Source organism: Pseudomonas sp. GW821-FHT09C10, from assembly GCF_059418085.1.
Map to the genome: position 1 here is coordinate 101,382 of NZ_JBWKPE010000020.1, position 24,766 is coordinate 126,147.

General features: G+C 56.4%; 18 protein-coding genes and 3 pseudogenes. 18 read left to right on the forward strand and 3 right to left on the reverse strand.

The genetic code is table 11. The features are described from left to right. The first annotated feature begins 6 nt into the window (after positions 1 to 6). The 11 genes from AC07OT_RS28860 (at position 7) to AC07OT_RS28910 (ending at position 13,684) form a co-directional block, all read left to right on the forward strand. Positions 7 to 1,050 carry a PLP-dependent cysteine synthase family protein gene (locus AC07OT_RS28860; RefSeq protein ID WP_065939576.1) on the forward strand — a complete coding sequence of 348 codons (1,044 nt, stop codon included), beginning with the start codon at positions 7 to 9 and terminating at the stop codon, positions 1,048 to 1,050. A 28-nt stretch (positions 1,051 to 1,078) separates the two neighbouring features. Next, complete coding sequence (locus AC07OT_RS28865; protein WP_495109675.1) at positions 1,079 to 2,227, forward strand: NAD/NADP octopine/nopaline dehydrogenase family protein; 1,149 nt, start codon at positions 1,079 to 1,081, stop codon at positions 2,225 to 2,227. 37 nt (positions 2,228 to 2,264) lie between these two features. Beyond that, on the forward strand, positions 2,265 to 4,115 hold the full coding sequence (locus AC07OT_RS28870) for an IucA/IucC family protein (protein ID WP_495109676.1): 1,851 nt from the start codon (positions 2,265 to 2,267) through the stop codon (positions 4,113 to 4,115). Positions 4,116 to 4,131: 16 nt separating this feature from the next. Continuing rightward, complete coding sequence (locus AC07OT_RS28875) at positions 4,132 to 5,376, forward strand: MFS transporter (RefSeq protein WP_495109677.1); 1,245 nt, start codon at positions 4,132 to 4,134, stop codon at positions 5,374 to 5,376. Positions 5,377 to 5,391: 15 nt separating this feature from the next. Beyond that, positions 5,392 to 6,576, forward strand: a complete 1,185-nt coding sequence (locus AC07OT_RS28880; RefSeq protein WP_495109678.1) for an aminotransferase class V-fold PLP-dependent enzyme — start codon at positions 5,392 to 5,394, stop codon at positions 6,574 to 6,576. 85 nt (positions 6,577 to 6,661) lie between these two features. Continuing rightward, positions 6,662 to 7,177 (forward strand): sigma-70 family RNA polymerase sigma factor, encoded by a 516-nt coding sequence (locus AC07OT_RS28885; protein ID WP_027603406.1) that lies wholly within the window; start codon positions 6,662 to 6,664, stop codon positions 7,175 to 7,177. Continuing rightward, entirely contained in the window at positions 7,178 to 8,155 is a 978-nt protein-coding gene (locus AC07OT_RS28890; RefSeq protein ID WP_495109679.1) for a FecR domain-containing protein, read from the forward strand. Positions 8,156 to 8,255: 100 nt separating this feature from the next. Then, positions 8,256 to 10,670 (forward strand): TonB-dependent siderophore receptor, encoded by a 2,415-nt coding sequence (locus AC07OT_RS28895; protein ID WP_495109680.1) that lies wholly within the window; start codon positions 8,256 to 8,258, stop codon positions 10,668 to 10,670. A gap of 64 nt (positions 10,671 to 10,734) precedes the next feature. Further along, entirely contained in the window at positions 10,735 to 11,889 is a 1,155-nt protein-coding gene (locus tag AC07OT_RS28900) for an ABC transporter substrate-binding protein (protein WP_495109681.1), read from the forward strand. Further along, complete coding sequence (locus AC07OT_RS28905; RefSeq protein WP_495109682.1) at positions 11,886 to 12,932, forward strand: FecCD family ABC transporter permease; 1,047 nt, start codon at positions 11,886 to 11,888, stop codon at positions 12,930 to 12,932. The genes AC07OT_RS28900 and AC07OT_RS28905 overlap by 4 nt, the downstream gene beginning before the upstream one ends. Next, positions 12,926 to 13,684 (forward strand): ABC transporter ATP-binding protein, encoded by a 759-nt coding sequence (locus tag AC07OT_RS28910; RefSeq protein WP_495109683.1) that lies wholly within the window; start codon positions 12,926 to 12,928, stop codon positions 13,682 to 13,684. Before AC07OT_RS28905 ends, AC07OT_RS28910 begins: the two co-directional genes overlap by 7 nt. A gap of 199 nt (positions 13,685 to 13,883) precedes the next feature. Here the strand turns inward: AC07OT_RS28910 and AC07OT_RS28915 are convergent. After that, positions 13,884 to 14,150, reverse strand: a pseudogene (locus AC07OT_RS28915) (IS3 family transposase); the annotation flags it as partial. Here AC07OT_RS28915 and AC07OT_RS28920 point away from each other — a divergent pair. The 7 genes and pseudogenes from AC07OT_RS28920 to AC07OT_RS28950 all read left to right on the forward strand — a co-directional run. After that, positions 14,148 to 14,429 (forward strand): annotated as a pseudogene (locus tag AC07OT_RS28920) (integrase core domain-containing protein); the annotation flags it as partial. The pseudogenes AC07OT_RS28915 and AC07OT_RS28920 sit on opposite strands and share 3 nt — an antisense overlap. 948 nt (positions 14,430 to 15,377) lie before the next feature. Then, the gene (locus AC07OT_RS28925; RefSeq protein ID WP_065939566.1) at positions 15,378 to 15,773 is read left to right on the forward strand and encodes a ParB N-terminal domain-containing protein; all 396 of its coding nucleotides are present in this window, start codon (positions 15,378 to 15,380) and stop codon (positions 15,771 to 15,773) included. A gap of 159 nt (positions 15,774 to 15,932) precedes the next feature. Further along, on the forward strand, positions 15,933 to 17,051 hold the full coding sequence (locus AC07OT_RS28930) for a cysteine synthase family protein (RefSeq protein WP_495109684.1): 1,119 nt from the start codon (positions 15,933 to 15,935) through the stop codon (positions 17,049 to 17,051). A 4-nt stretch (positions 17,052 to 17,055) separates the two neighbouring features. Further along, entirely contained in the window at positions 17,056 to 18,231 is a 1,176-nt protein-coding gene (locus tag AC07OT_RS28935) for an MFS transporter (RefSeq protein ID WP_495109685.1), read from the forward strand. Next, positions 18,228 to 19,130 (forward strand): ATP-grasp domain-containing protein, encoded by a 903-nt coding sequence (locus tag AC07OT_RS28940; protein WP_495109686.1) that lies wholly within the window; start codon positions 18,228 to 18,230, stop codon positions 19,128 to 19,130. Before AC07OT_RS28935 ends, AC07OT_RS28940 begins: the two co-directional genes overlap by 4 nt. Beyond that, on the forward strand, positions 19,120 to 19,854 hold the full coding sequence (locus AC07OT_RS28945; protein WP_495109687.1) for a GNAT family protein: 735 nt from the start codon (positions 19,120 to 19,122) through the stop codon (positions 19,852 to 19,854). Before AC07OT_RS28940 ends, AC07OT_RS28945 begins: the two co-directional genes overlap by 11 nt. A 15-nt stretch (positions 19,855 to 19,869) precedes the next feature. Continuing rightward, positions 19,870 to 21,084, forward strand: a complete 1,215-nt coding sequence (locus AC07OT_RS28950; RefSeq protein ID WP_065939562.1) for an ATP-grasp domain-containing protein — start codon at positions 19,870 to 19,872, stop codon at positions 21,082 to 21,084. Positions 21,085 to 21,244: 160 nt separating this feature from the next. On the opposite strand, the pseudogene AC07OT_RS28955 reads toward AC07OT_RS28950, so the two are convergent. Both AC07OT_RS28955 and AC07OT_RS28960 read right to left on the reverse strand, forming a co-directional pair. Beyond that, positions 21,245 to 21,355: pseudogene (locus AC07OT_RS28955) on the reverse strand (sugar phosphate isomerase/epimerase); the annotation flags it as partial. 216 nt (positions 21,356 to 21,571) lie between these two features. Then, positions 21,572 to 24,766 (reverse strand): non-ribosomal peptide synthetase (locus AC07OT_RS28960; protein WP_495109688.1); only part of this gene is annotated, 3,195 nt, incomplete at its 5' end.

Genomic DNA, 24,766 nt, shown 5'->3' on the forward strand with positions numbered 1-24,766 from the left:
CTTCATATGATACTGACTAAAGTTTCCGAGCTGATCGGCAATACGCCTATGTTGGGTATTTATATCCCGGGCACTGATGCCCGGCTGTTATTAAAGATAGAGAAAAACAATCCCGGCGGCAGTATCAAAGACCGCATGGCGCGCAACATGGTACTCGCCGCGCTCAAGTCCGGACGCTTGAAACCAGGAGGCGTGGTGGTTGAGTCGTCGTCGGGCAATACCGGCATCGGCCTGGCCATGGCCGCCGTCGAATTCGGCCTGCAATTTATCGCCGTGGTCGACCATCACGCGGCGCAGGACAAGATCGCGGTGATGAAGGCACTGGGCGCCGATATTCGGTTTGTCGCGGGAACTTATCGTGAAGATGAAGTCGCGGTGGTAGAGCGCCAGCGCCTGGCGGCCGAACTCGCCGAGCAGATCCCGGGGGCCGTGTTCATGAACCAGTCCGACAACGCGGCCAACGCTGGCGGCTACAGCGACTTTGTGCGGGAAACCATCGTTCAGGCCGAAGGTGTGATCGGCGCGTATGTCGGTTGCGTCGGTACCGGCGGGTCGATGACCGGGATTGCCCGAGGCCTTAAACAGCACAACCCCGACATTGTGACCGTGGCGGTGGAGCCCGCGGGTTCCATCGTTTTCGGGCATCCCGGCTATCCGTACTATCAGTCCGGTACCGGCACGCCTGCCGGGGACACAGTGGGGCTGGTGCTCGATTACAGCTGCATCGACCTGGGCGTGCAGGTCACCGACTCACAAGCCTTCGAGACCTCGCGCTATATCGCCCGCCACCTCGCCCTGCTGGTAGGCGGCTCGACCGGTGGCGCAATTTTCAAGGCCCTGGAGCTGATTCACAAAGGTGTACTGAGCGGCAATGTAGTAGTGCCGATTGCCGATGGCGGCGAAAAATACCTGCACACGGTCTTCGATGATAAGTGGCTGGAGGAACGCGACTTGCTCGACCCCGGGGTCGCGTCGCAACTGGATGCCTGGCTGGGCAAGAACCACTGGCAGGAGTCCAGCTCCGCCCCGCTGCAACTGAGCGTCGCATGACCCTCTTTCGACCAAGGAGCGCCTCTGAATGAAACCGCTGAAAGTCGCCATTTGCGGCGGTGGCCGAACAGGTCATCTCAACGCCATCCTGTTCAAGCAACTGCCTGACGTCCAGGTTTCGCTGCTGACCAGCAACCTGGAAGTCGTCGACCACCACACGCGGCAGGTGCCGCTCCAGGCCCTGCTGCCGGACGGCTCCACGCTGAACGCCCGGCTGGATCGGGTGACCGCCGAGGCCAGGCCCGTCGTCGAAGACGCCGACATCGTCATCATCACGGTGCCAGCCCATGCCCGCGCCAAAACCCTGCAGGCCATCGCGCCGCATTTGAGCACGAGCAAACCGGTGTACATCGGTGCGATTCCGGGCTTCTGCGGGTTCGACTGGCTGGCCGAGGCCACACTGGCAAACCACCCGAACCTGGTGATCTGGGGCATGAAGGACGTACCTCATACCGCCTTCGATCTTACCCCCGGTAGGTCGATAAAAATGGGCGGCGGCAAAAGCCAGTTATATGTCGCGACCCATGCCCGCGAATCCCAGGCGTCGCGCCAGCAGTTGCACGACATCCTCACACGCCTCTACGGCCCTTGCGTCACGCTGCTCGATCACTACCTGGAGATCACCCTGACGCCCGGCAACCCGATCATGCACAGCTCGGTGATCTACGGGTTGATCGGCCCCTACGGGCAATGGCACCGCAAGATCTTTCCCCAGCGCCTGTGCTGGTGGACGGAGTGCCCCGAACTGGGCGCCTACTTCCTGGAACGCATGGATCAGGAGAGCCAGGAACTGTGCGCGGTTATCAGTGCGCGCATGGGCGTCGACCTGTCGTCCGTCAAATCCTTGAAACAGGAAATCGTCGAGGCGTACGGCGATCAGATTCGCGACCAGAGCAGCATGTTGTCCATTCTGCGCACCAACCAGGCCTACAACGACATCCTCGCGCCCATGGTGCCAGCCGGTGATAACCGCGCCGGGTATGTGATCGAGCGTGAGAGCCGTGCGTTTAACGAAGACGTCGCCTATGGCCTGGTGCTGCTGGTGGAAATGGCCAGGCGTTTTGAACTGAAAGTGCCCTATATCGAAGAAGTCCTGCACTGGAGCGTTGCCTACATGCAAGGCCTGCGCGACTCGGCGCTGGATTACTTCCCGAGCCAATGGCCTCGCACGGCATAACCCTTTTAATGAATGATTCAACGAGCAGAGAGCTGATATGGATGACCTCAACACCTTGATCGCCTACTCCCGCAAGAACGCCCTGCGCCGGCTGATTCGTTGCTTGTTTGCGGAAAATATCCTGGATCGTTCGGCGCTGGCGTTTACCCATGACGGCCAGCAGGCCACCTACCCGCTCAAGCAGAAAGGCGCGCAGCTGTTTTTCTCCGAGATTGCGCTGGGCCCGGCCGACACGCTGGTCAATGACGGCGACGTGGTGCTGCTGACGGCCGAAGGCGTGCGCCAGGTGATCACCCGCCATCAGGACCTGCTGGATGTACTGCGCGACAGTTTCGACTTCGAGCCCAGCGACGAAGGTGTGGCCGGTCTCAAGTCGGATATGGAAAACAGCCTGCTGAACGACGCCCACGCCCGTCAGTTCCGCCAACACTGGAACGCGCGCCTGGCGCAGGCCGCTCAACGCCAGGGCCTCAGCAGCCTCACCGATTACCTGCGTCGGCATGCGAGCACCAAGGACGCCGCGATCTTGCTGGATCAGTGGGGCTCGCTGGAAGGCCACCCCTACTACCCGACCTGGAAAGCCCGCCCCGGGCTGAATGACGCTGAGGTCGAGCAACTGTCTCCGGAATTCAACGCCCAGGTGCCCCTGCGGATAGCCGCCTTGCGTGCCGACATGGCCAAAAGCGAAAGCATGCCTCACGCGACCAACTACCCCGCCTGGTTCGCCAGCAATTTCCCGGCACACTGGGAGCAATGGAAAGCGGCGCTCAACGCCAAAGGCCTGGATGAAACGCAATGGCTGCCCCTGCCGATTCATGCCTGGCACTTGCAGGCCTATGTGCTCAAGACGTTTGCTGCGGAAATCGAAGAAGGCCTGCTGATCACTGAGGGGCCGGATATTCAGACGCTGCCGACCATGTCATACCGCACGATGATGCCGGTCCTGGACCACGCTGCACCGCTGATCAAATTGCCCATCGCGTTGTGGATGACCAGCGAGTTGCGCAGCCTGCAAGCCAAGTCGATCCATATGGGGCCGCGCATCAGCACGGTGATCACGCAAATCCTGGAAGCCGAAAACGGTTTCGACCAGCAACTGGAAATCTTCCCGGAAGAAATCGGCGTGCGCTACCGCCACGCAATCACCCAGGACGACGTACCGGGAAAACACCTGTCCGTGGTGTTTCGTGCCAGCCGGCAAGCGTTCGAACGCAGCGATGAGCGTCTGCCGATCACGGTGGCTTCGTTGTTCACCCGTTTACCGGGCAGCGGTCGGCCGCTGTTTACTGACCTGATCGAACGCGACGGGGTGCGTGCCGACGCCGCCAGCGTAGAACAGTGGTTTCGCCACTATGCCAAGGTCGTCACCCACCCCGTGGTGGCAATCTATCTGCTGTACGGGATCGGGCTGGAAGCGCACCAGCAGAACACCATGGTGCTGTTCTCACCCGATGGCGTGCCGCGCAGCCTGCTGATCCGCGATTTTGGCGATGGCAGAACCTACGCCCCCCTGCTGGAAGAACGCGGTTATACGTTACAGCCGCATGTGCAGCCTGGCATTCTGCCTACGGTATTTAGCGGCGATATCGAGCCGGTGCGCATGTTTGTACTGGACGCCGCGTTCCTCACCCACTTGCATGAAATGGCCCTGTGGCTGACCAAGGAGTACGGCATGGACAACACACGCTTGTGGGCAATATTGCGCGAGGAAACCGAAAATGCCTTTGCTGCCGTACGCGAGCGGGTCTCGCCGCAGGTGTGGGAGGTCGAGCGCCAGGCCTTTGTCGAGGACCCATGGCCTACCCGTTCGTTACTGCGTATGCATTTGATGCAGTATTCCAACTACCGTTTGCAGCACACCCTGACCAACCCGCTAGCTGCCGTTTAATCACCGAGGCCGTCTCATGTCCCAAGCAGGTGCCATCCAGGGTTCGCGTGTAAGAATCCTCATTTATCTTCTGTTCGCGATCCAGCTGGTCTCCATGGGCGCGATGGAAATGAGCGGGCCGTTCTGGCCCGTGCACCTGCGCGGGCTGGCGTCCTCGGAGTCGGTATTCAGCTTCGCCAGTATCGCCGTTTACGTCGGGCCGATGCTGGGCATCATGCTGACCAGTGCATTCTGGGGCCGTATCGGCGATCGCTACGGCCACAAACTGATGATGATCCGCGCACTCGCGGGGTTGTCCCTGACCCAGCTCGGGCTGGCCTTTTTCAGTGACATCTGGGTCATCCTGGTCCTGCGTTTTCTGCAGGGCGCCTTTGCCGGCTATATAGCCCCGGCGCAGGCTTACGGGGTCAGTATCGAAGCGCCGTCGCGGCGGGCGCGGTTATTCGCGATCCTGCAGATATCGACCAATGTCGGCTCACTGCTCGGTGCGGTCGTAGGCGGCCTGATCCTCGATTACGCGACGTTTTTCTGGATCAACATCGTCGCCTCGGTGCTCTGTGCACTCTGTACCGTCATCGCCGCCGTGACCTTGCCGGATGTGCCTCCCGTACCCAAAAAAACGACGGTGGCCACCCGCACGCCGGTCGCCGGCACCGACAGCGTATGGCGCAGCTCTCCGCTGCTGTCGCTGCTGTGCGTCATGGGCATCCTGCTGCTCGCGCGCATGCTGCCGCAGACCTCGTTCTCGCTGTACGTGAGCTCGACGTTCGAGGTCAACAACTCCGTCGTCGGCTTGTGCTACGGGTTGCTGGCGCTGGGCTTCATCCTGTCGGCAACGGCATGGTCGCGCTACTTCGAGCATCGTTCCCAGGCAGAAACCCTGCAACGCATCACATATGTCGTCATGGGCTGCATCGCCCTGACCGCCGTGGCGGGCGTAACGCGCAGCCCCGTGGTATTTATCGTCGCCTACTTCATTTGGGGGGTGCTGCTGGGGGCGACCACCCCCGTACTGATGGCGCTGGTCTCGAAAACCGCCGACAGCTCGCGACAAGGCTACGTACTGGGTATTGCCCAAAGCACTGCGCAGTTCGCCTCGATTGCCGGCATCTCCATCGGTGGCTTGCTGAGCCAGGTCTACGGCCTGCAATACACCTATCTTTTCGTGTGCCTGGCCTATGCAGTGGCGCTGATTCCCATGGTCGCGCTGCGGTACTGGTCGGTGTCCGCGCCTTCCAATGGCGTTGCAGGCAGCGACTGAACAAGGAGTAAGGGTTTGAACATTGAACAACTGCGTGCCGATACACCGGGTGTCGAGCATCTGATCCATTTCAATAATGCCGGTGCGGCGCTGATGCCTGAGCCGGTGGTCCAGGTCATGACCGGGCACCTGCAACAGGAGGCCCGCCTCGGCGGGTATGAAGCGGCCGCCCGATGCGCGCCTGAACTGGATAATGTCTACACCGCCATCGGGCGCCTGATCAATGCGCACCCCACTGAAATCGCAGTGGTCGAAAACGCCACCCGAGCCTGGGACATGGCCTTCTATTCACTGGCGCTCAAGCCCGGCGACGCCGTGCTGACCTCCATGACCGAATACGCCGGCAACTACATCCCATACCTGCAATTGAGGCAGCAGCGCGGGATCGAGATCCGGATCATCCCCAACGATGGACACGGCCAGGTGTGCCTGGCAGCCTTGGCGGCCATGCTGGAAGACGAGCGCGTCGCCCTGGTATCGCTGCCGATGATCGCCACCAACGGCGGGCCTGTGCAACCCGTCGAGCAGATCGGTGCCCTCGCCCGGGCGGCGGGTGTGTTGTTCCTGCTGGACGCTTGCCAGGGAGTGGGCCAGGTGCCGATCGATGTGCAAAAGATCGGCTGCCATATGCTCGCCGCCACCAGTCGAAAATACCTGCGTGGGCCGAGGGGCGTGGGGTTCCTGTACGTAGAACAATCCCTGTGCCAACGCCTGGAGCCGGTTTTTCTGGACCTGCATGCGGCGTCCTTGCTCACGGCAGACAGCTTTGAAATTCGTGCGGATGCGCGACGTTTTGAAAATTGGGAATGCAATGTTGCGGCCAAGCTGGGCCTGGGGGCCGCAGCGGAGTATGCGTTGGCGCAGGGTATCGAACCGATATGGCAGCGCATCCAGCACCTGGCGGGTTACTTACGCCATCGACTGAACGACGTGGCGGGTATCACCTCGCAGGACCTGGGCCCTGTAAAGTCCGGCATCGTCACCTTCAGTCATCGCCACCACAGCGCCCCACAGGTGCAGCAGTGGCTCGCAGCGCAACCCAAACGCATCAACGTGAGCACTTCGACAGCAGGCTCGACCCTGCTCGACATGCAGCATAGGGGCTTGCTTGAGGTCAGCCGTGCATCGGTTCACGCTTACAACACCGAAGCTGAAATCGATTCGCTGATTGACGCCTTGATACGCCTGTCACACGCCTGATCACGGGACACGATGGCGCTTGCGCTCAAGCTGGTTTGTCAACTAGCATTGGGAATACTTCTCAATTACAAACAAATCGGCCGCCATGAGCGAAACCTCTTCCGCGAATCACCTCAATCACCTGCGCGCCATCGAGGCCCTGTACAGCGGGCATCACGGCTGGCTGTATGCCACGCTGAAGAGAAAACTGGGTAACGCCATGGATGCGGCGGATCTGGCCCAGGACACCTTCACTCGGATCCTCGCCTCACAGGTCACGGTGATTGACCAGCCACGGGCGTACTTGAGCTGCGTGGCCAAGGGCATCCTGGTCAACTGGTACCAGCGCAAGGCACTGGAACGCGCCTACCTGGATGCGCTGGCGAACGTGCCCACCCACGAAGCGCCGTCGCCCGAGGCGCACTTCATGGTGCTGGAAACCCTGCACGAAATCGACGCCATGCTCGATACCCTTGCGCCCCTGGTCAAGCGCGCCTTCCTGCTGTCGCAGATCAACGGCCTCAAGTACGACGACATCGCCGAGCAGCTGGGTGTATCGCTGATCACCGTCAAGCGCTACATGAAACAGGCCTTCGTACAGTGCCTGATGCTGGTGGAGTGAATGCTCGGTCTGCGCAAGGAGCCGCCGCTGGACCCGCAGGTACTCGAAGAAGCCGCCGAGTGGCTGATGCGCTTGAGCGAACGCGAACTGAGCGAGCACGAGCGCGCCGAATGGGAGCGCTGGAAGGTCAGCAGCCCGGAACGAGATCGCGCCTGGTCCCGTGCGCAATTGCTGCAGAGCAAGTTCGGCGGCCTGCCGCCCGCCCTGGCGATGTCGGCGCTCGACCGGCCAGACAGCCCTGAACGTCGTGCAGCACTGGGCAAGCTGGCGATCCTGCTGGCGCTGGCGCCCGCGGGTTGGGGGAGCTGGAAGCTGGCGCAATCGCAGCAATGGTCAGCGGACTACCGCACCGACGTTGGCCAGCGCCGCGAACTGACCCTGGCCGATGGCTCGCGCATCACCCTGAACACCGCTACCGCCATCGACGTCGTATTCGACGACCGCCAACGGCTTATTCACCTGCGCGAAGGCGAAATCCTGGTGCAGACCGCCGTGGACACCGCCCCCCTGCCCCGGCCGTTCCTGATCAGCACCCGCCAGGGAAGCATGCAGGCGCTGGGCACACGGTTTACCGTCCGTGAAGTCAGCCCTCGCACCCATCTTGCGGTCATCGACGGCGCGGTGAGGGTGATATTGGCCGATAACCGCCAGACCCCGCCGCTGATCGTCAACGCCGGACAGCGCACCGACTTCTCCTCACAGACCTTTGGTGAGCTGGCGCCGACCGATCGCTACATCGGTTCATGGACCCAGGGCATGTTGATGGCCGACAAGATGCGCCTGGCGGATTTCGTCGCGGAACTGACGCGCTACCGCCGAGGTTTCCTGCGCTGTGATCCGGCCATCGCCGACTTGCGCATTTCCGGAGCCTTTCCGATCAGTGATACCGATCGCACCTTGAGCATGCTGGTGCACACTTATCCCGTGCTGGCGAACAGTCATTTGCGCGGTTACTGGGTCACCCTGTCGCCCGCCTGATCCCACGCAAAAATAAACGGCGGCCGGGGTGATACTTTTTTCGATCTCGACTGGCAAAGACAGGAACAGCCTTTTCCTCTCGTCCATGGATCATCCTTTCATGCTCGTAGCACGGCCCCTGCGTCCGGCTCGTCCTCTCAAACCGATGGTGCACGGCGTCGTGCTCAGCCTGCTGCTGGCCGGTGCCATATGCCCGGTGGCATTGGCGGAGGCACCGGCCCAATTGGATTCGGTCGCTGTGCAGGCCTACCACATCGCCCCCGGCCCGCTCGGCGCGACGCTCTCGAGCTTTGCCGTGGACGCCGGTATTGCCCTGTCGTTCCAGCCTTCGATCACGGAGGGCCTGATCAGCCCCGAACTGAACGGCACCTACTCCACGCAGGAAGCCGTCACGCGTTTGCTCGAAGGCAGCGGCCTGGAGATGGTGTTGCGCAGCGATGGCAGCTACACCCTGGTACTGCGCCGGCTGACGCTGTCGGCGACCACGGTGGAGGCGGCGCAAAAACACACCGATAGCCTGCCGCCGGTGTACCCGGGCGGCCAGGTAGCCGAGGGCGGGCGTCTCGGCCTGCTCGGCAATACGGATGTGATGGACGCGCCGTTCAGCATCAGCACCTATACCGCGTCATTGATCAAAGACCAGCAGGCGACCACCGTGGGCGACGTGCTGGAGCGCGACTCTTCGGTCCGCTCCACCGGCCAGACGGGGGGTATTGTCGATTCATTCTTTATCCGTGGTTTTCCAGTGGGCGAAGGCAACCTCGGGGAACTGGCGTTCGACGGTGTGTACGGCGTGGCCTCCAATTACCGGGTATTCACCGACTACGCCGAACGCATCGAAGTGGTCAAAGGCCCTGGCGCCCTCCTCTACGGCATGTCCCCCAACAGCGCCGTCGGTGGAGTGATCAACGTGGTCCCCAAGCGCGCCCTGGACGAGGACCTGACCCGCGTCACGGCCACCTATGCCCAGGACCGACAACTGGGCACCCATATCGATCTGAGTCGGCGGTTTGGCGAGGACCGGCGATTCGGCATGCGCGTCAACGGCCGCGTGCAGCAGGGTGACACTGTCATCGACAAGCAATCGCGGGATGTCGGGGTCAGTGCCATCGCCCTGGATTACCAGGGTGATCGCCTGCGCACCAGCCTGGACCTGATCAACCAGCAAGAGCAATTCGACGCGGCGTCACGGCCCTTCCTGATCGCGCCCGGCGTGCCGATTCCCCACGCCGCCAACGGACGTACCAACGTCAGCCAGGCGTGGGGCTGGTCCAAGACCCGCGACGAGTCGGCATTGCTGGGTGGCGAGTATGACGTGAGCGACGCACTGACCCTGTTTGCCCATGCCGGCGGTGGGAAGTCGAACGTGGCACGCCTTTCCGACCAGACCCCGACCATCATTAACACCGCCGGCGACACCTCGTCGATCCCCGGCTATTACAAATTTAAAGTACGGCGCTACACGGTCGACAGCGGTGCCCGACTGCGTTTCGACACCGGGCCGATCAGCCACAGCACCACGCTGCAAGTCACGCGCTATCGCGATGAGTTGTCGCGCGGCATTATTTCCGGCCCGCCGATCCTGTCGAACATTTACCACCCTGTCTCACGACCCCAGGCCGACATTGCCACGCCGGCCACGCCGAAAGTCTCGGCGACCGAATTGTCCGGCGTCGCCGTTGCCGACACCTTTTCGATGCTCGAGCAGCGCCTGCAGGTGACGGCCGGCCTGCGCAAACAGACCATCCGCTCCAACAACTACAACGCGGCAGGCGCGGTGACCACGGCTTACGACAACGGCAAGACCACGCCGCTGTTCGGCGCAGTTGTCCGGCCCTGGGAGCATGTGTCGTTTTACTACAACTACCTGGAAGGCTTGAGCAAAGGCGATATCGCTCCCGCCACGGCCTCGAACGCGGGCCAGATCTTTGCCCCCTACGTTTCACGCCAGCATGAGGTCGGGGTCAAGCTCGACTACGGCACGGTCATGTCCACACTCGCGCTGTTCCAGATCACCAAACCCAGTGGCGAGCTGTCAGGCACCACCTTTGCGGTACAAGGCGAACAGCGCAACCGGGGTCTCGAACTCAACGTATCCGGTGAGGCCGGCCAAGGCATACGCCTGCTCGGCGGGGTGACGCTGCTGGATGCGCAACTGACCAAAAGCGCGGTTGCGGCCAACCGGGGCAATACCCCGGTGGGGGTGCCGAAGGTGCAAGCCAACCTCTGGGCCGAGTGGGACGTGCCCTGGGTCGAGGGGCTGACATTGACCAGCGGGGCGTTGTACACCGGCAGCCAATATGTGAACCAGGCCAACACCCAGCAGTTGGCCCCCTGGACCCGCTTCGACATGGGCGTGCGCTACAGCACGCGCATCGCCCAGCGGCCGACGACCTTCCGCGCCACGGTACAGAACGTGTTCGACCGTGAATATTGGTCGGGCGTCGCCTCCTACGGTGCGTTCTCTCAAGGCTCGCCACGCACCCTTCTACTGTCGACCACGGTCGATTTCTGAAACCTTCGGCCCGGCACGGCAAGCTGCACCGCCACCCGGCCCGACCACTGCAAAGGCTTTAACCATGGTTACCATTGTTCGACGCAGCCACGCCTTCGCCGGGCTGCTGCTTGCGGGTTTGCTGGGATGGGCGCTGCCGTCAACGGCCGCCGAGCCGCAGGCACCACGCAGCACCGTCACCGATTTGCTCGGGCGCCAGGTCAAGGTGCACCTGCCGGTCCGGCGCGTGATTCTCGGGGAAGGCCGTCAGTTGTACCTGGTTGCCGCGCTGGATACGCAAAACCCCATCGAGCGAATCGTCGGCTGGCGCAAGGACCTGATCCAGTCCGACCCGGACACCTATGGCGCTTACCTGCGTAAATTTCCCGCTATCGCCAAAATCCCCACCTTTGGCGGTTTTGAAGACGGCACTTTCGATATCGAGCAGGCCATCTCCCAGCGCCCGGACGTGATCATCCTCAATATCGAGGCCCAGCACGCGACCGAGGACGCCCGCTATATCGAAAAGCTCGATGCCCTGGGGATTCCAGTGGTGTACGTCGACTTTCGCAACCACCCGATGCAGAACACCGAACCGACCATGCGCCTGTTCGGCCAGTTGTTCGGCAAAGAGGCGCGTGCCGAAGCGTTTATCGACTTTCGCAATCAGCAGATCCGCCGCGTCACCGACGTGATCAACGCGCAGCACCCTCCGCGCCCCAACGTGTTCATCGAGCGTATCGGTGGCTACACCGACGATTGCTGCCTGAGTTTCGGCAATGAAAACTTCGGTCTGTTCGTCGATATGGCGGGAGGCAATAACGTCGCCAGAGGCGTTATTCCCACCACCTTTGGCCAGCTGAATCCCGAGCAAGTGATCGTCGCCAACCCGGAACAGGTAGTGGTCACCAGTGCCAACTGGGAAGCCTTTGCCCCCGGTGGCCACTGGGTCGGGGTGGGTCCCGGTGCCGACATGGCCCAAGCCCGGCGCAAACTGGCCTGGTATACCCAACGCCCGGCCTATGCCGGGATCAAGGCCCAGGATGACCAGGCGTTCCATGCCATCTGGCACCAGTTCTACAACAGCCCGTATCAGTTCGTGGCCATCCAGCAGTTGGCCAAGTGGTTTCATCCGACACTGTTTACCGACCTGGACCCTGAAGCCTCGTTTCGCCAATTGCACGAGCGATTCCTGCCAGTGCCCTATGAGCCGGGTTACTTCGTGAGCCTCAAGCCATGAGTGCCGTGATCCAACGCGACACCTACCGGGCCCTGGTGCTGCGCAAACGCCTGATCCTCGGAGGCCTGGCCCTACTGTTGCTGTGCAGTGTGCTGCTTGACCTGGCCCTGGGGCCGGCGAGCTACAGCTTCCATGAAGTGCTCGGTGCACTGTTTGCGCCGGACAGTGCGCCGGCACAGGTTCGCGTGGTGATGTGGGACATCCGCCTGCCGATCGCGCTGATGGCGGTTGCCGTGGGTGCGGCGTTGTCACTGGCCGGCGCGCAGATGCAGACCATCCTCAATAACCCGCTGGCCAGCCCCTTCACCCTGGGCATTTCCGCCGCCGCCAGTTTTGGTGCAGCCATGGGGCTGGCGTTTGGTGTGGCGCTGTTTCCGTTGGCGGCGCAGTACATGGTGCCGTTCAACGCGTTCATCATGGCCATGCTGTCGGCGTTGCTGATTCACTTCCTGAGCATGCGTCGCGGGGTCACCGCGGAAACCATCGTGCTGTTGGGTATCGCCCTGGTCTTCACGTTTAACGCGTTATTGGCCCTGGTGCAGTTTTTCGCCACCGAGCAAGCCGTGGCGGCCGTGGTGTTCTGGACCATGGGCAGCCTGACCAAAGCCACCTGGCCCAAACTCGGGGTGATCTGCCTGGTGATCGTGATCACCCTGCCGATCTTTGCCAAGCGCGCCTGGGCCCTGACCGCACTGCGACTGGGTGACGACAAGGCCGCCAGCTTCGGGATCAACGTACGCAGCCTGCGCTTTCAGACGCTGATCATGGTCAGCCTGCTCGCCTCGTTCCCCGTGGCCTTTGTGGGCACCATCGGTTTTATCGGGCTGGTCGGCCCGCATATTGCGCGGATGTTGATCGGCGAGGACCAACGCTTCTTCCTGCCGGCCTCGCTGCTGACCGGCGCACTGATTCTGTCCGCCAGTTCAGTGGTGAGCAAAACCCTGATCCCCGGCGCCATCTTCCCGATCGGGGTGGTCACTTCGCTGATCGGCGTGCCGTTCTTCATATCACTGATCCTCAGCGGGAAGAAAAACACATGGTGAAGCTTCAGTTGCAAGACCTGGGTGCCCGCTATGGCCAGCGCACGATCATCCGTGGCGTTACCACCGCCGCGTTCACCGGCGGCCAGGTGGTCGCGGTGGTGGGGCCCAATGCGGCGGGCAAGTCCACCCTGTTCAAACGCATGGCCGGGCTGATCGACGGGCCTGGACAGGTGATCCTGCAGGACTCGAAAAAGGGCCGGCAGGGCATCTGCTACATGCCCCAGGGCTTGAATGCCAGTGCGCGGTTGACGGTCTACGAATCGGTACTCCTGGCCCGCAAGCAACTGTCGCCGCAATGGACCGTCCACGATGACGAGTTGAACCTGGTCGACAAAATGCTCGAGGCCCTTGGCATCAGCGACTTGTCCTTTCGCAACTTGGGCGAACTCAGCGGCGGCCAGCAGCAACTGGTGTCCATCGCCCAGACCTTGGTGCGCGAACCGGAAATCCTGCTGATGGACGAACCCACCAGCGCCCTCGACATGCATCGCCAGGTGCAAGTGTTGAACTTCATGGGCGCACTGGCCCGCCAACAGCAGGTCATCGTGTTTATCGCCCTGCATGACCTGAACCAGGCGTTGCGCTTTGCCGACCAGGTATTGGTGATTGCCGACGGCACCGCCCAGGGCAGCGGCGCGAGTCATGAGGTGATCACCGAACACATGCTGCGCGAGGTGTACCAGGTTGAGGCGCGGATCGAGCAGTGCAGTCGGGGACAACGGCATATCTTGATCGACGGGATAACCGGATAGCTCATAGCCGCTGATCAGTCACGAAGCCTGTCGCCAGACACTTGGTGCCGCCCCTCCTCCAATGGGTTTTCGTAGAAACGCAAAAAGACGCCGAAGCGTCTATCACGTAAATCACTGTCTAGTCCTGAAATAGGTTTTTAACCGTCCGGCCAATTCTGGACTGCCCCCGGCATCGTAGACATCTCCAGCCTATGCTTGCGTAACGCTTTTCAAACTCTACCGGTGACAGTTGATTGTTGAAACCATGCCGGCGTTTTGCGTTGTAGAACATCTCGATGTAATCGAACACATCACTACGAGCATCTTCGCGCGTGGAATAGATTTTCCGCTTGATCCGTTCCCGCCTTAGAAGCTGGAAAAAGCTCTCGGCCACGGCGTTGTCATGACAGTTGCCTCGGCGACTCATGCTGGCAACCAAATTGTTCGCTTTCAAAAAACTGCGCCAATCGGAGCTGCTGTACTGGGCAGCCGCAACTTTCGATAGCGGCTGTGGAGTTATCGCATGCGTCAGAGTATGAGCCGCCGAGGAAACTGCTGGGATAATGCGCCGATGGAGCGGGTTTTTAGCAGCTTGAAAACAGAGTGGATGCCAACCACTGGCTACATGACCGGCCACCAGGCTCAGAGAGACATTAGCCAGTACCTGATGCATCACTACAACTGGATCCGACCTCATCAATTTAACGATGGATTGGCCCCAACGAAAACGGAAGAAAAACTCAAAACCGTGTCCGGGATGAGTTGACCACTACAGGCGGCTCTGGTGTGTATTTACTGGAGAGCTTATCCCCGAGAAAATATTTTCTTGACAAAATAATTATCGATGATTAGCCTCCTACCTAACGTAATAATTTTTTACTTACATATAGTTATAAATATAAACTATTAGGATATGTGCAAAGCCAAAAACGATAAGACCTCGCAGCTTATGGAGTGTAATTAGCTGTGTCGTTCGCGTGTAACCCGGAGAGTTGGGCGAAAAGCCCACCACTGTTCTGTGCATGCGACGCTTTGCGGTAAATCGCCATGGTCTTGGCGAGATTCTCGCCTTGCCACGCGATAGCAGCTACTTTGATCCGGGTTTCCTTAATTGCCCCCCCGTCCTTGAAGCGCTCAGCCAATAATCTTGCGAAAGCATGGCAGCCATATTTAATTTTTAAATAGCATTGATTTTTTTGTAGACATGGAATGTCAACTTAAAGACCTTTTATCTCTGATATAGGCACCTGAAATGGACGTCGGAAAATGACCGCATCAACTATAAATCCTCTCTCCAAGCTTCATACCCCTTACGAGGAAACAGATCTTGTTTGCCTCCCCTCCTTTGCAGCAAAAAGGCTTCGCTGTCTTATTTCGGCGCCATAAATTCTTAGCAGTGGCTTGTGTCGCTTTTCCTTTGTAATATTTTAGAGGATCAGAAACACTCAACTTTTTCGGCGCCGGCGATTTATTGCCCACACATATTAAAACCCTTAAATCTGTTGCAGTCATGGTTATTTCATGGCGTAAAGTCCAATTAATAGATTGGCAGCATAGGAAGCTAAGAGAGAAGCGTCTGTCCATACCCAGTGTCACTCTCTGCTCCAAGCCAAAGCCAGTTGAGGTGGATCTGAGAATATCAATCGCGCTTACACGTGCGCGAAATGCTAATAAAAAATACTTGCACTAGATGCTTGCGAAAGGAAATCATGGAATGATTGTTACAGATGTAAAACTCGTGGATATAAATTTTTTACGCCCGCATGAAGACATTGACGAAGCTAACCTCACATCTCTTACAGAGAAGATCCATAAAAATGGCGCCTGGGATACTCCCATAATCATTGATAAGGAAAGTGGGATAATTATGGATGGGCACCATCGCTATAATTTCGCTCTCACGTCGGGTTTATCCCGGGTTCCATGTTATGAAATGTCATACTCGTCAGAAAAGGTAAGGGTATATGACTGGAAAACCGGCCTCCCTTTTGCGTACCAACAAATCTTTAAATCTGTCGAGTCTGGAAAGATTTTTCCTCCTAAAACCACTCGCCACGATTTCTCTGAACAATTTGCCACAGTGAACATCGAACTAACACGGCTGTATTAGGCATCTGGTAACGCAGAAAGGCGTAATGACGAATGTCCGAGCGCAACAACTTAGTAACTATAAACACTTACCATAAATAATCAGGTCATTCGACACTATGATTATTGAACCGTCTAGACTTTAAAGACCCCGAAGCATATGGAAATCACGAGGTTATCTATGTCGTTTGCTAAAAAGAACATTATTGATGGACTAACTGTCACTCCGCTCGTCACACTTTCAAAAATCAACAAAGCAATGGGTACAAACGTCATTGTCAAACTGGAAAAAAATAACCCCGGTGGAAGCATCAAGGATAGAGCCGCTGCTTATATTATCGAGGAGGCCGAGAAAAAGGGCCAACTCAAGCCTGGTGGCACGATCATTGAGTCGTCTTCAGGTAACTTTGCAATCAGCCTGGCTATGATCGGTGCAGTGAGTGGATATCGGGTTATTGCGCTTGTAGACCCTAAGGCCACCGAAACCAATAAAGCGCTCATGAAAGCTTACGGAGCTGAGGTCATTACTGTAACGGAAAAAGACGATACAGGCTCTTATCATAAAACCAGAATCAAATTAGCCAATGATTTATCAAGGGAAATTCCTGGTAGCTATCGACCTGACCAGTGTTTTAATGTCCTCAGTTCGTTAGCGCATTACCACTCAACTGCAAAAGAGATCCATGAACAAACATATGGGCAAATCGGAGGCATCGTTTGCGCCGTCAGTACAGGAGGCCAGATTGGAGGCATTTCGGAATACTTCAACGAGTGCCTTCCTGACGTCAAGGTTACCTGCGTGGACGCATATGGTTCCTCCGTATTCGGAGGGCCATGCCATGCTTATAAAATCCCTGGAGTTGGACTTGGCTGGACACCAAGGAACATAAACGACGTTTCAAAGATCGATTACTTTTATCGAGCAAGAGATGAATCCTCCTACATAGCTGCCCGCCTACTGTGTCGCCATGAAGGGATTTTGGTCGGAGTCTCCTCGGGAGCCGTTCTTCTGGCGGCACTTAATTTATCTTTACGCATCGGGAGCCATAAACCTGTTGTGGCCATTTTGGGCGATAGCGGGGAAAGATATTTGGATACTCTTTACAATGACGCCTGGCTTAAAGACAATAATATTGATACAGGGCTTGAACTCCATAAATTACAGGCGCTCGTTGAAACCATGGACAGACCTATAGAATCACCTGATATAGAGAGTAATTACAGGGATGATTTGATCAGCATCCTGGAAGTCCCTGACACGACTATAACTCATTTTAGCATGCTGGAAGGCCGAAATTGAACACATGAATAATCATATTGTCTTCGCCGTGAGCTTTATCCTGTCATTTGTTAACTTTATGATTTTCTACAGCTACCCTTTCAAGCTAGAGGAATTAGGCATAGAAAATGGGGTGGTCGGGTTAATTGTGGGAGGTGCGACTGTCCTTACCCTGATAATGAGGCTCGTGTCAGGTGTACTCATAGATCGCATTAGGCCGAGATGGGCATTATTTATTACTGCGTTTCTGTACTGTGGCTCTTTGCTCCTCATAAATTTTAACTGGGTTTCATCGGTTATCATGGGGCGGCTGGCACAAGGGGCTCTCTTGGGAGGGATGTCTACACTACTCATGTATTATTCAATTGCATTCAGTAATAATGCAGTTGAGAAATCAAAAAATGTTTCGATGATCACATTTTTCAATGTTCTACCTACGTGCCTTGCACCATTTGTAGCGCTTAAAATCACCCAGACTTGGGGAGGGGGGAGCGTTTCACTGGCTGGATTAGTGCTATTTTTGACCTGCCTGTTGTTTACATTTGTCTTGGATATTCAACAGAACTCTGTTGACGTGCCTTCAGCCGCTGACAGAACCTTACCACCAAAAGGAATAATACATGTCATTGCAGACCAAAACATAAGAACAGCAGTTATTATATTGGCACTGGTATACGTCATAAGCGGAACCACGGTTACTTTCTTACCATTTTTTCTTATTAAAAAAGGCATGAAAGATCCCTCTTGGTATTTTCTAGCGTTCACCATCTGTATGATGTTGCCTAGACTTTTTTTGAATAAATATCTACCAAAGGACAGCCGATTCCCAACGCAAATTCTAACGGTTTGCGTGGCTTCTGCCATATTCGGAACGTTTTCGAATTACCTGTTGGCGGGCAGCAGTCTTGTGTACATCGGGGCAGTTTTTTGTGGGGCGGCTCTTGGGCTTATCTACCCTGCGGTCATGTCATACGTTGTCTGTAGCGTAGATCAGCCGTTGGTTGGAACCTCATCCTCCGTCGTTGCTGCCTCTGCAGATATTGGTGTTATTGCTTCTAATGTTGGCTTGGGCATTGCCAGTGTTGCGTTCGGTGAAGACACTGCGATGATATTGCCAATTAGTACATCCTGTATAGCCTTAGCATTTATTGTCTCCAGGGTTTGGGCGCAGAACTCCATTCAAAAGGAAGCTTCATTATGAAAACTGTTGTATTTTTGTCCGACTACGAAGACGAAATTGAATATCAAGCGGTATTTGAAGTCCTCTCGAAATGGGGCATCAGAGGCATTACAGCTAAGCCACGTGAAATCTGTATAATAAATGGAGCCGAAGGGTCTTCTTTTCTTTTTCGCGGCGCCCCCCTGCAACCAAACCTCGTGGTCGGGTACGCGTATGAAGATGATTTGATTACAGCAATGAAGTTAATGAAGTTATGGCAGATGATGGGCGTTACAGTCCTAAACGATGCCGAAACACTATTTTGCGGCCAAAACAAGGATTTATCTTCGGCAATGCTTAACAGCAACGCAGAAGTGCGGCACTTGCCATATTATAAATTCCTCGAGTTACCTTCAGAAAAAGCACTTCATTCTATTGGCTTTCCATTGGTTGCTAAACCTGTGAACGGCGCCTGTGGACGCGGATTATTTAAGCTTGATTCATATGTAGAATTTTGCGACTGGTTCAAGGAGCATGAACATCTTATAAAGGACTACTATGTTCAGCCCTACATTAAAAAGAAAAACAACGAAGACTTTAGAGTGGTAGTTGTTAACCATGTCGCTAAATATGCATACTCGCGACGTGGTGCGAACGGTAGCTGGATTACTAATCTCATGAAGGACGGTACTGGCAAGACGTTCACTATTGACACATTGCCTCAGGAGCTTGTTCTCATGGCGGAGAAAAGCTCTATCGCAGCAAAGTCACTCTTTTGTGGTGTTGATATAGCTATGGACTCGTCAGGAGCCCCTTTTATCATTGAAATAAATACCTGCCCCGCGATTAAAATTAGTCGATATATTCCAGGCGCCGATACGCTTGTTGAACAAGCATACGCCGAGTTCATTCGCCAAGTGTTGATTGATCATGACATTTGAGCCTTTTCAAAGTAACCCGGAACGTGATGCAATCATGCAAGCCCTTATAACAGGGTGGGCTAAATCTCGGGGAGGATCGCATGTTTCGGTCACGCACGGGAGTGGAATATCTCATTGCATTTTTGAATACCCTATAGGCAAAAGAGCCCGTGACAGGGAAACATTTTGTTGGGGAGGGCTTGAACTTGTCGACTCTGTTACTGAGTTTCATCAGAGCAAACATCATTTCCTTAGTGTTTTCGGTATTGACGTGAAAACCCATGAGCGCCTTCTGATGAAGGGATATGATATCGTTGCGCGGGAAACGCATATGTATAAGTCGATCTCGAAGAGTGCGCCCTCCCCTTGCTGTGCTGTCAATCGAGTCCTCAGTCAGGAGGAGGCTGACTGGTATAACGCTCAAAAAGGATCGATATTTATCCAGCCTGAGCATATTGCTGATCCGGACGTGTACGACTTTTATACCCGTGAACGGGGCATTATGACGTCTCATGCGAGAGCGATTCGTGTCGGAACCTTCTTGGTTGTTGATGACGTTCAAACACACCCGGACTTTCGCAGAAAAGGACTTGCCTCCTATTTACTGGCGACCATCACTTCTGTTGCTCAACAGAACCAAATGTACGCGCTAACCCTTATTTCAAGCGATGAGGGGCTACCGTTATATTCCCGTGACAATTATGAAAAAGGTCTTCCTCTCACCGTTTACAGCTCATCGCATTAACAGAAGGAGATAATGATGAATATCATAGCACTTGAAGCATTAACTTTTGGCCTCGGCCGTTTGGCTGCGGCCTCACGAAAACATGGCTGTTCGCTAATGCTTTTCACACGTGACAAAACAGTATATGACTATGAGTTGTCTTTGCTCGACGAGCAGAATATCAAGGTTGTAGAAATCGACACATTCGATGATCATGCCGTCGTTGAGATGATCAGAAATGAGAAGGACGTCGTAGCATTACTCAGTTCAACGGATACTTGGAGTTTGCATTGCCTTGACGTGAGTAAAAGTCTAGGCTTACCCGCTCAGAACGCAGATGCAGTCCGAATAGCCCGAGACAAATACCAGCTGCGTAATCGCCTCTATGAGGCTGGCCTGTCTTCTGCCAAAAGTCAATTGGTGGATCCTAGAAAATTTGATAATGAGTCAGTAATTAAAGACATCAGCTATCCGTGCATAGTTAAAGATACTGCTGGAACTGGAAGCCAGAACGTATGGATCGCTTATGACAAGGAGGACTTGCTACAAACTCTTGATAAGGCTGCTCAAGAAGTCCTTCGCGGCCAGATCGCCATTGAACCCTTCTTTTCGGGTACGCTCTATAGTCTTGAAACGCTTAGTTGGAAGGGTGAGACACGTGTAATTGCATTGACGAGCCGGATCACCTCTCAGGAACCTTATTTCCGCGAGGAGGCTTTCTCATCACCGGTAACTATCAACCACTCAATAAGCGCAGCGCTGGAGGTATGGATTGATAATGTCTTGAAAAGTATCGGATACGGTAATGGCTTTGCGCATACGGAGTTCATGATAACCGATACGGGTTTTGAGGTGATCGAAATCAATCCTCGTCTGGGCGGCGTGCAAATCGGTGAGGCGCTGTGTCAATCTCTTGATATTAATATTTATGAAGCTTGGATTGAGATGGCGTTAAATAAAAGACCAGCTCTTATGGATGTACCACTTAATATTCACAAGGGGATTGGCCAGTTAATTATTTATGCCACGGAAACGGGCGAGTTTTCCCATATCGAAGGACTCGACAGGTTGAGTGCTCATCCCGGAAGCCCACGCTTTTATCCAACGGCTTACAGTGGAAAGTCAATAAGCACCATTGTCGACCAACGAGCTAGTATCGGAATACTTTTGGCTGAAGGTGAAACCTCAGAAGTTGCGCTGCTTAATGTGTTCGCAGCAAGGAACAAAATACGTGTAGTTATGAAGGGTTAAATTCTAATTTCATATCATGTAGAAACTCAGACTTAATCTGACAGTTATTGAATTTGCGGTCGTGACTGTCAGGTCAAATTCAGTTGATCATTTTGACCTGCCAGTTTTTTTCATCCGTAAACGTCTCAACCGGTGTGCGATCGCAACTGCTCGGCCAGTTCAGGCCTTGCGGCTTGGCAGCGACATGCAGACGTTCGGCCTGTGGCGCGATCCAGAAATGGTCGGTGATCCCATCGAAGCCAGCGGCGGCAATCCTCTCCAGCTGCGCCTCGGTGGACGCGGTTCGACGATTTCCGGATCGAGGCCGACGACGATGGTGTCAGGTCGCGGGTATCACATCCATCCGTCCCTCTTTGGCGAATGCAAAACCCACGCCTGGTACAGTGAAACGCCCAATCAAGGGCCAGAAGGAGGCCTATTGATTTTACAAACCACAAGAAACTATTTTTCTTGAAAGCCCACCCCCTTGGTGGGCTCATTCAAAAAGCTACAAGGGTTTGTTTTTTTTGCCGATGGCATTGTTGATAATTCCACTGATTAAACTTATCGACGGCTCCTTGAGAAGATCGTCATGCATGCTGTCGACTGTAATGTTGTCAAGAACACCATCAATGTAAGGACGCCATTGTTCGCATTGGGGGGCCTGCGGATCAACTTCCTGGCTGGCCGTAAAGTAAGTGACATTACCGTTATATCGACTCAGCATCGGTTCCTGACCCAGGTGGGTATTATTAATGGAGACTTCCACTATTCTTTCGAAGTTTTCAATATCAATCGACCCCAGCGGGTTATGCAATGCGCGCAGGGCAGTGTGGCACGCAAACAAACTTCTCGACGCTGTTGCAAAATCTTCTGGGGCGATACCCGCTTCTGAAAGTATCGCGCCGAAGACCACCTTCTCTGTGATATTTTCGTTTTTGAGCCATTCAAAAGGCACACGCGGATCAAGAAGAATAACTTCTCCCACTTCATGTCCCCCTCGCTCCAGTGCGCAAGCCAGCTCAAACGCAACGCGGCCTCCAAAAGACCATCCCAGCAGATGGTAAGGACCTTGCGGCTGCCGCTCCAGAATCTGCGCTTTATAGTCTTCGACCATAACAGCTAAGGACTCGGCGAAAGGTTCTTCGCCCTCGATACCACGGGCCTGAATCCCCATCAAGGAAATGTCAGGCAGGCGTCTGATAAACGCTGAATAGGACCATGACAATCCTCTTCCCGGATGAATGCAGTACAAGGTTGGGGCATTCTCGACTGATCGCAGCGGCAAAATTACGCTGAAAGAAGAACCTTGATCTTGAGCAAGACCGCTTTGCAGTTGCGCCACTGTAGGCGCTTCAAACAAACTGCGGATCGTGACGTCGACGTGCAGGGTTCCCCGGATCCGGTTGATCAGGCGCATGGCCAACAGGGAATGGCCGCCCAGTTCGAAGAAGCTGTCGTCCAGTCCCACCTCTTCCAGGCCCAGCACTTCACCGAACAGTTGGCACAGCACCACTTCCTGCGGCGTGCTCGCTCGCCGGCCGCTGGCAAGCCGCTGAGGTGCCGGCAAGGCCCGTGTATCGAGCTTGCCATTGACCGTGCGTGGCAGGTCATCCAGCAGCATCATCGCCGCCGGTACCATGTAACCGGGCAACCGCTCCGCCAGGTAGCTCTTGAGCGCCTCGGGAGTGACCGCCTCGGCCTCGTGCAGCACCGCATACCCGACCAGTTGCCGAGGCTCGTCACGCAGGATCACGGTCGCCTGCGACACCGCTTCGTGCTGCAACAACACCGCTTCGATCTCTCCCGGCTCAATCCGCACGCCGTTGAGTTTCATCTGCTGATCGGCACGGCCGCGGTAGACGAGAGTGCCGTCGTCGCGCCAACTGCCGAGGTCGCCGGTGCGGTACATGCGGCTGCCGGCTTCGCCGTACGGGTTGGCGATAAAGCGTTGCGCCGTCAGCCCCGGTTGGTGCAGGTAACCTCGCGCCAGTCCAACACCTGCAAGGTACACCTCACCCACCACGCCGACGGGCACTGGCTCCAGGTAGTCGTCCAGGATAAATACCTGGTAGTTCGGCAACGGCCGGCCAATCGGCAGCGTGCCATCGTCCATGTCCTCCTGCGTCACTCGGTAGGCAGTGGCATCACAGGTGGTTTCCGTGGGGCCATACAGGTTGGTGATGCGTTGCGCGCTCAGGGTATGGTAGATGGCTTGGCACACACTGGCCGATAACGCTTCACCCCCTAAAAGCACCTGCCGCACCACCAGCCCCTGGGGCGCTGCCGACAGGGCATGGGCCAGATAAGAGGGCACGCAGCTCAGCACGCTGATCCCCTGGGTGTGCACGTATTCCCAGAAACGTGCGAGGTCGTCGCGCGTCGCGTCGTCGATCACCACGGTGCAACCACCGCAAATCAGCGGTACTGCCAGTTGCACGATCAGCGCATCAAACGACACGCCGCTGAGCAGCGACACGCGGTCGTCAGCACCGATTTCCAGGTAACCGGCAAGGCTTGCGATCTTGTTGGCGATCGCTGCGTGGCTCACCATCACGCCTTTGGGCTGACCGGTCGAGCCCGAGGTATAGACCACGTAGGCCAACTGCTCGGCACTTTGTACAGGGTTTAGCGGAGCTGATGAACGACGCCCAGCCAACCACTGCTCGGCATCCAACGCCCGTGCCGGTACGCTTGCCGGGAAATCCGCCAACGCCGACTCCAGGCACAGGGCCAGAACCGGCTTGGCATCTTCCAGCATCCACTCGATACGCTCGCGAGGGTGCAACAGGTCCAGCGGCAAGTAGGCCGCGCCTGCCTTGAGCACGCCCCATACCGCCACCACAAACTCCAGCGAACGCGGCAAGGCGAGCGCAACCAGGTCCTGCGCGCCGATGCCTTCGGCCAGCAAGGCATCGGCCAGCCTGTTGGCTTGCTGATTGAGTTGCTCGTAGCTCAGATGACGGCTGCCGTGCTGTACGGCGGTGGCATGGGGTGTGCGCAGCACCTGGTCTTCGAACAACGTCACCAAGTTCTTGGCATCGAACTGCGTAGCCGTGTCGTTCCACGCCTGCAGTACCTGCACGCGTTCATGATCCTCAAGCAGAGGCAACGCGGCCAGTGCTGTGTCAGGGGCCAGTGCGGCTGCCTCCAACAACATCACCAGGCGCGCCACCAAGCGCTCGACCGTGGCAGGGTCGAACAAGTCCAACCGATACTCCATCACCCCACTCAGGCCTGCCGGGAGGCCATCGCTGTCATGCTCTTCACTGAACAACAGTGACAGATCAAACTTGACGGACGAGTTGCTCAGCGTCACCGGTGCAATGTCCAAACCGGTGAACGCCAACTGTTCGGACTGCCCCACCAGGTTGGCTTCCAGGCTCATGGCCACCTGAAACAGCGCATGGTGCGACAACGAACGCACCGGGTTCAGGGCTTCCACCAGGCGCTCGAACGGTAAGTCCTGGTTCGAGTAGGCCTCCAGGTCCGTGGCTCGCACGCGGTCGACCAGGGTGTTGAAATCCGGATTGCCGTGGGTGTCTGTGCGCAGGACCAAGGTGTTGACAAAAAAGCCGACCAACGGCTCAAGTGCGTCGTCGACACGCCCTGCCGTCGGGCTGCCAATGGGAATATCGGTACCTGCGCCCAAGCGACTCAACAGCGCGCAGAACCCGGCTTGCAACACCATGAACAACGTGGC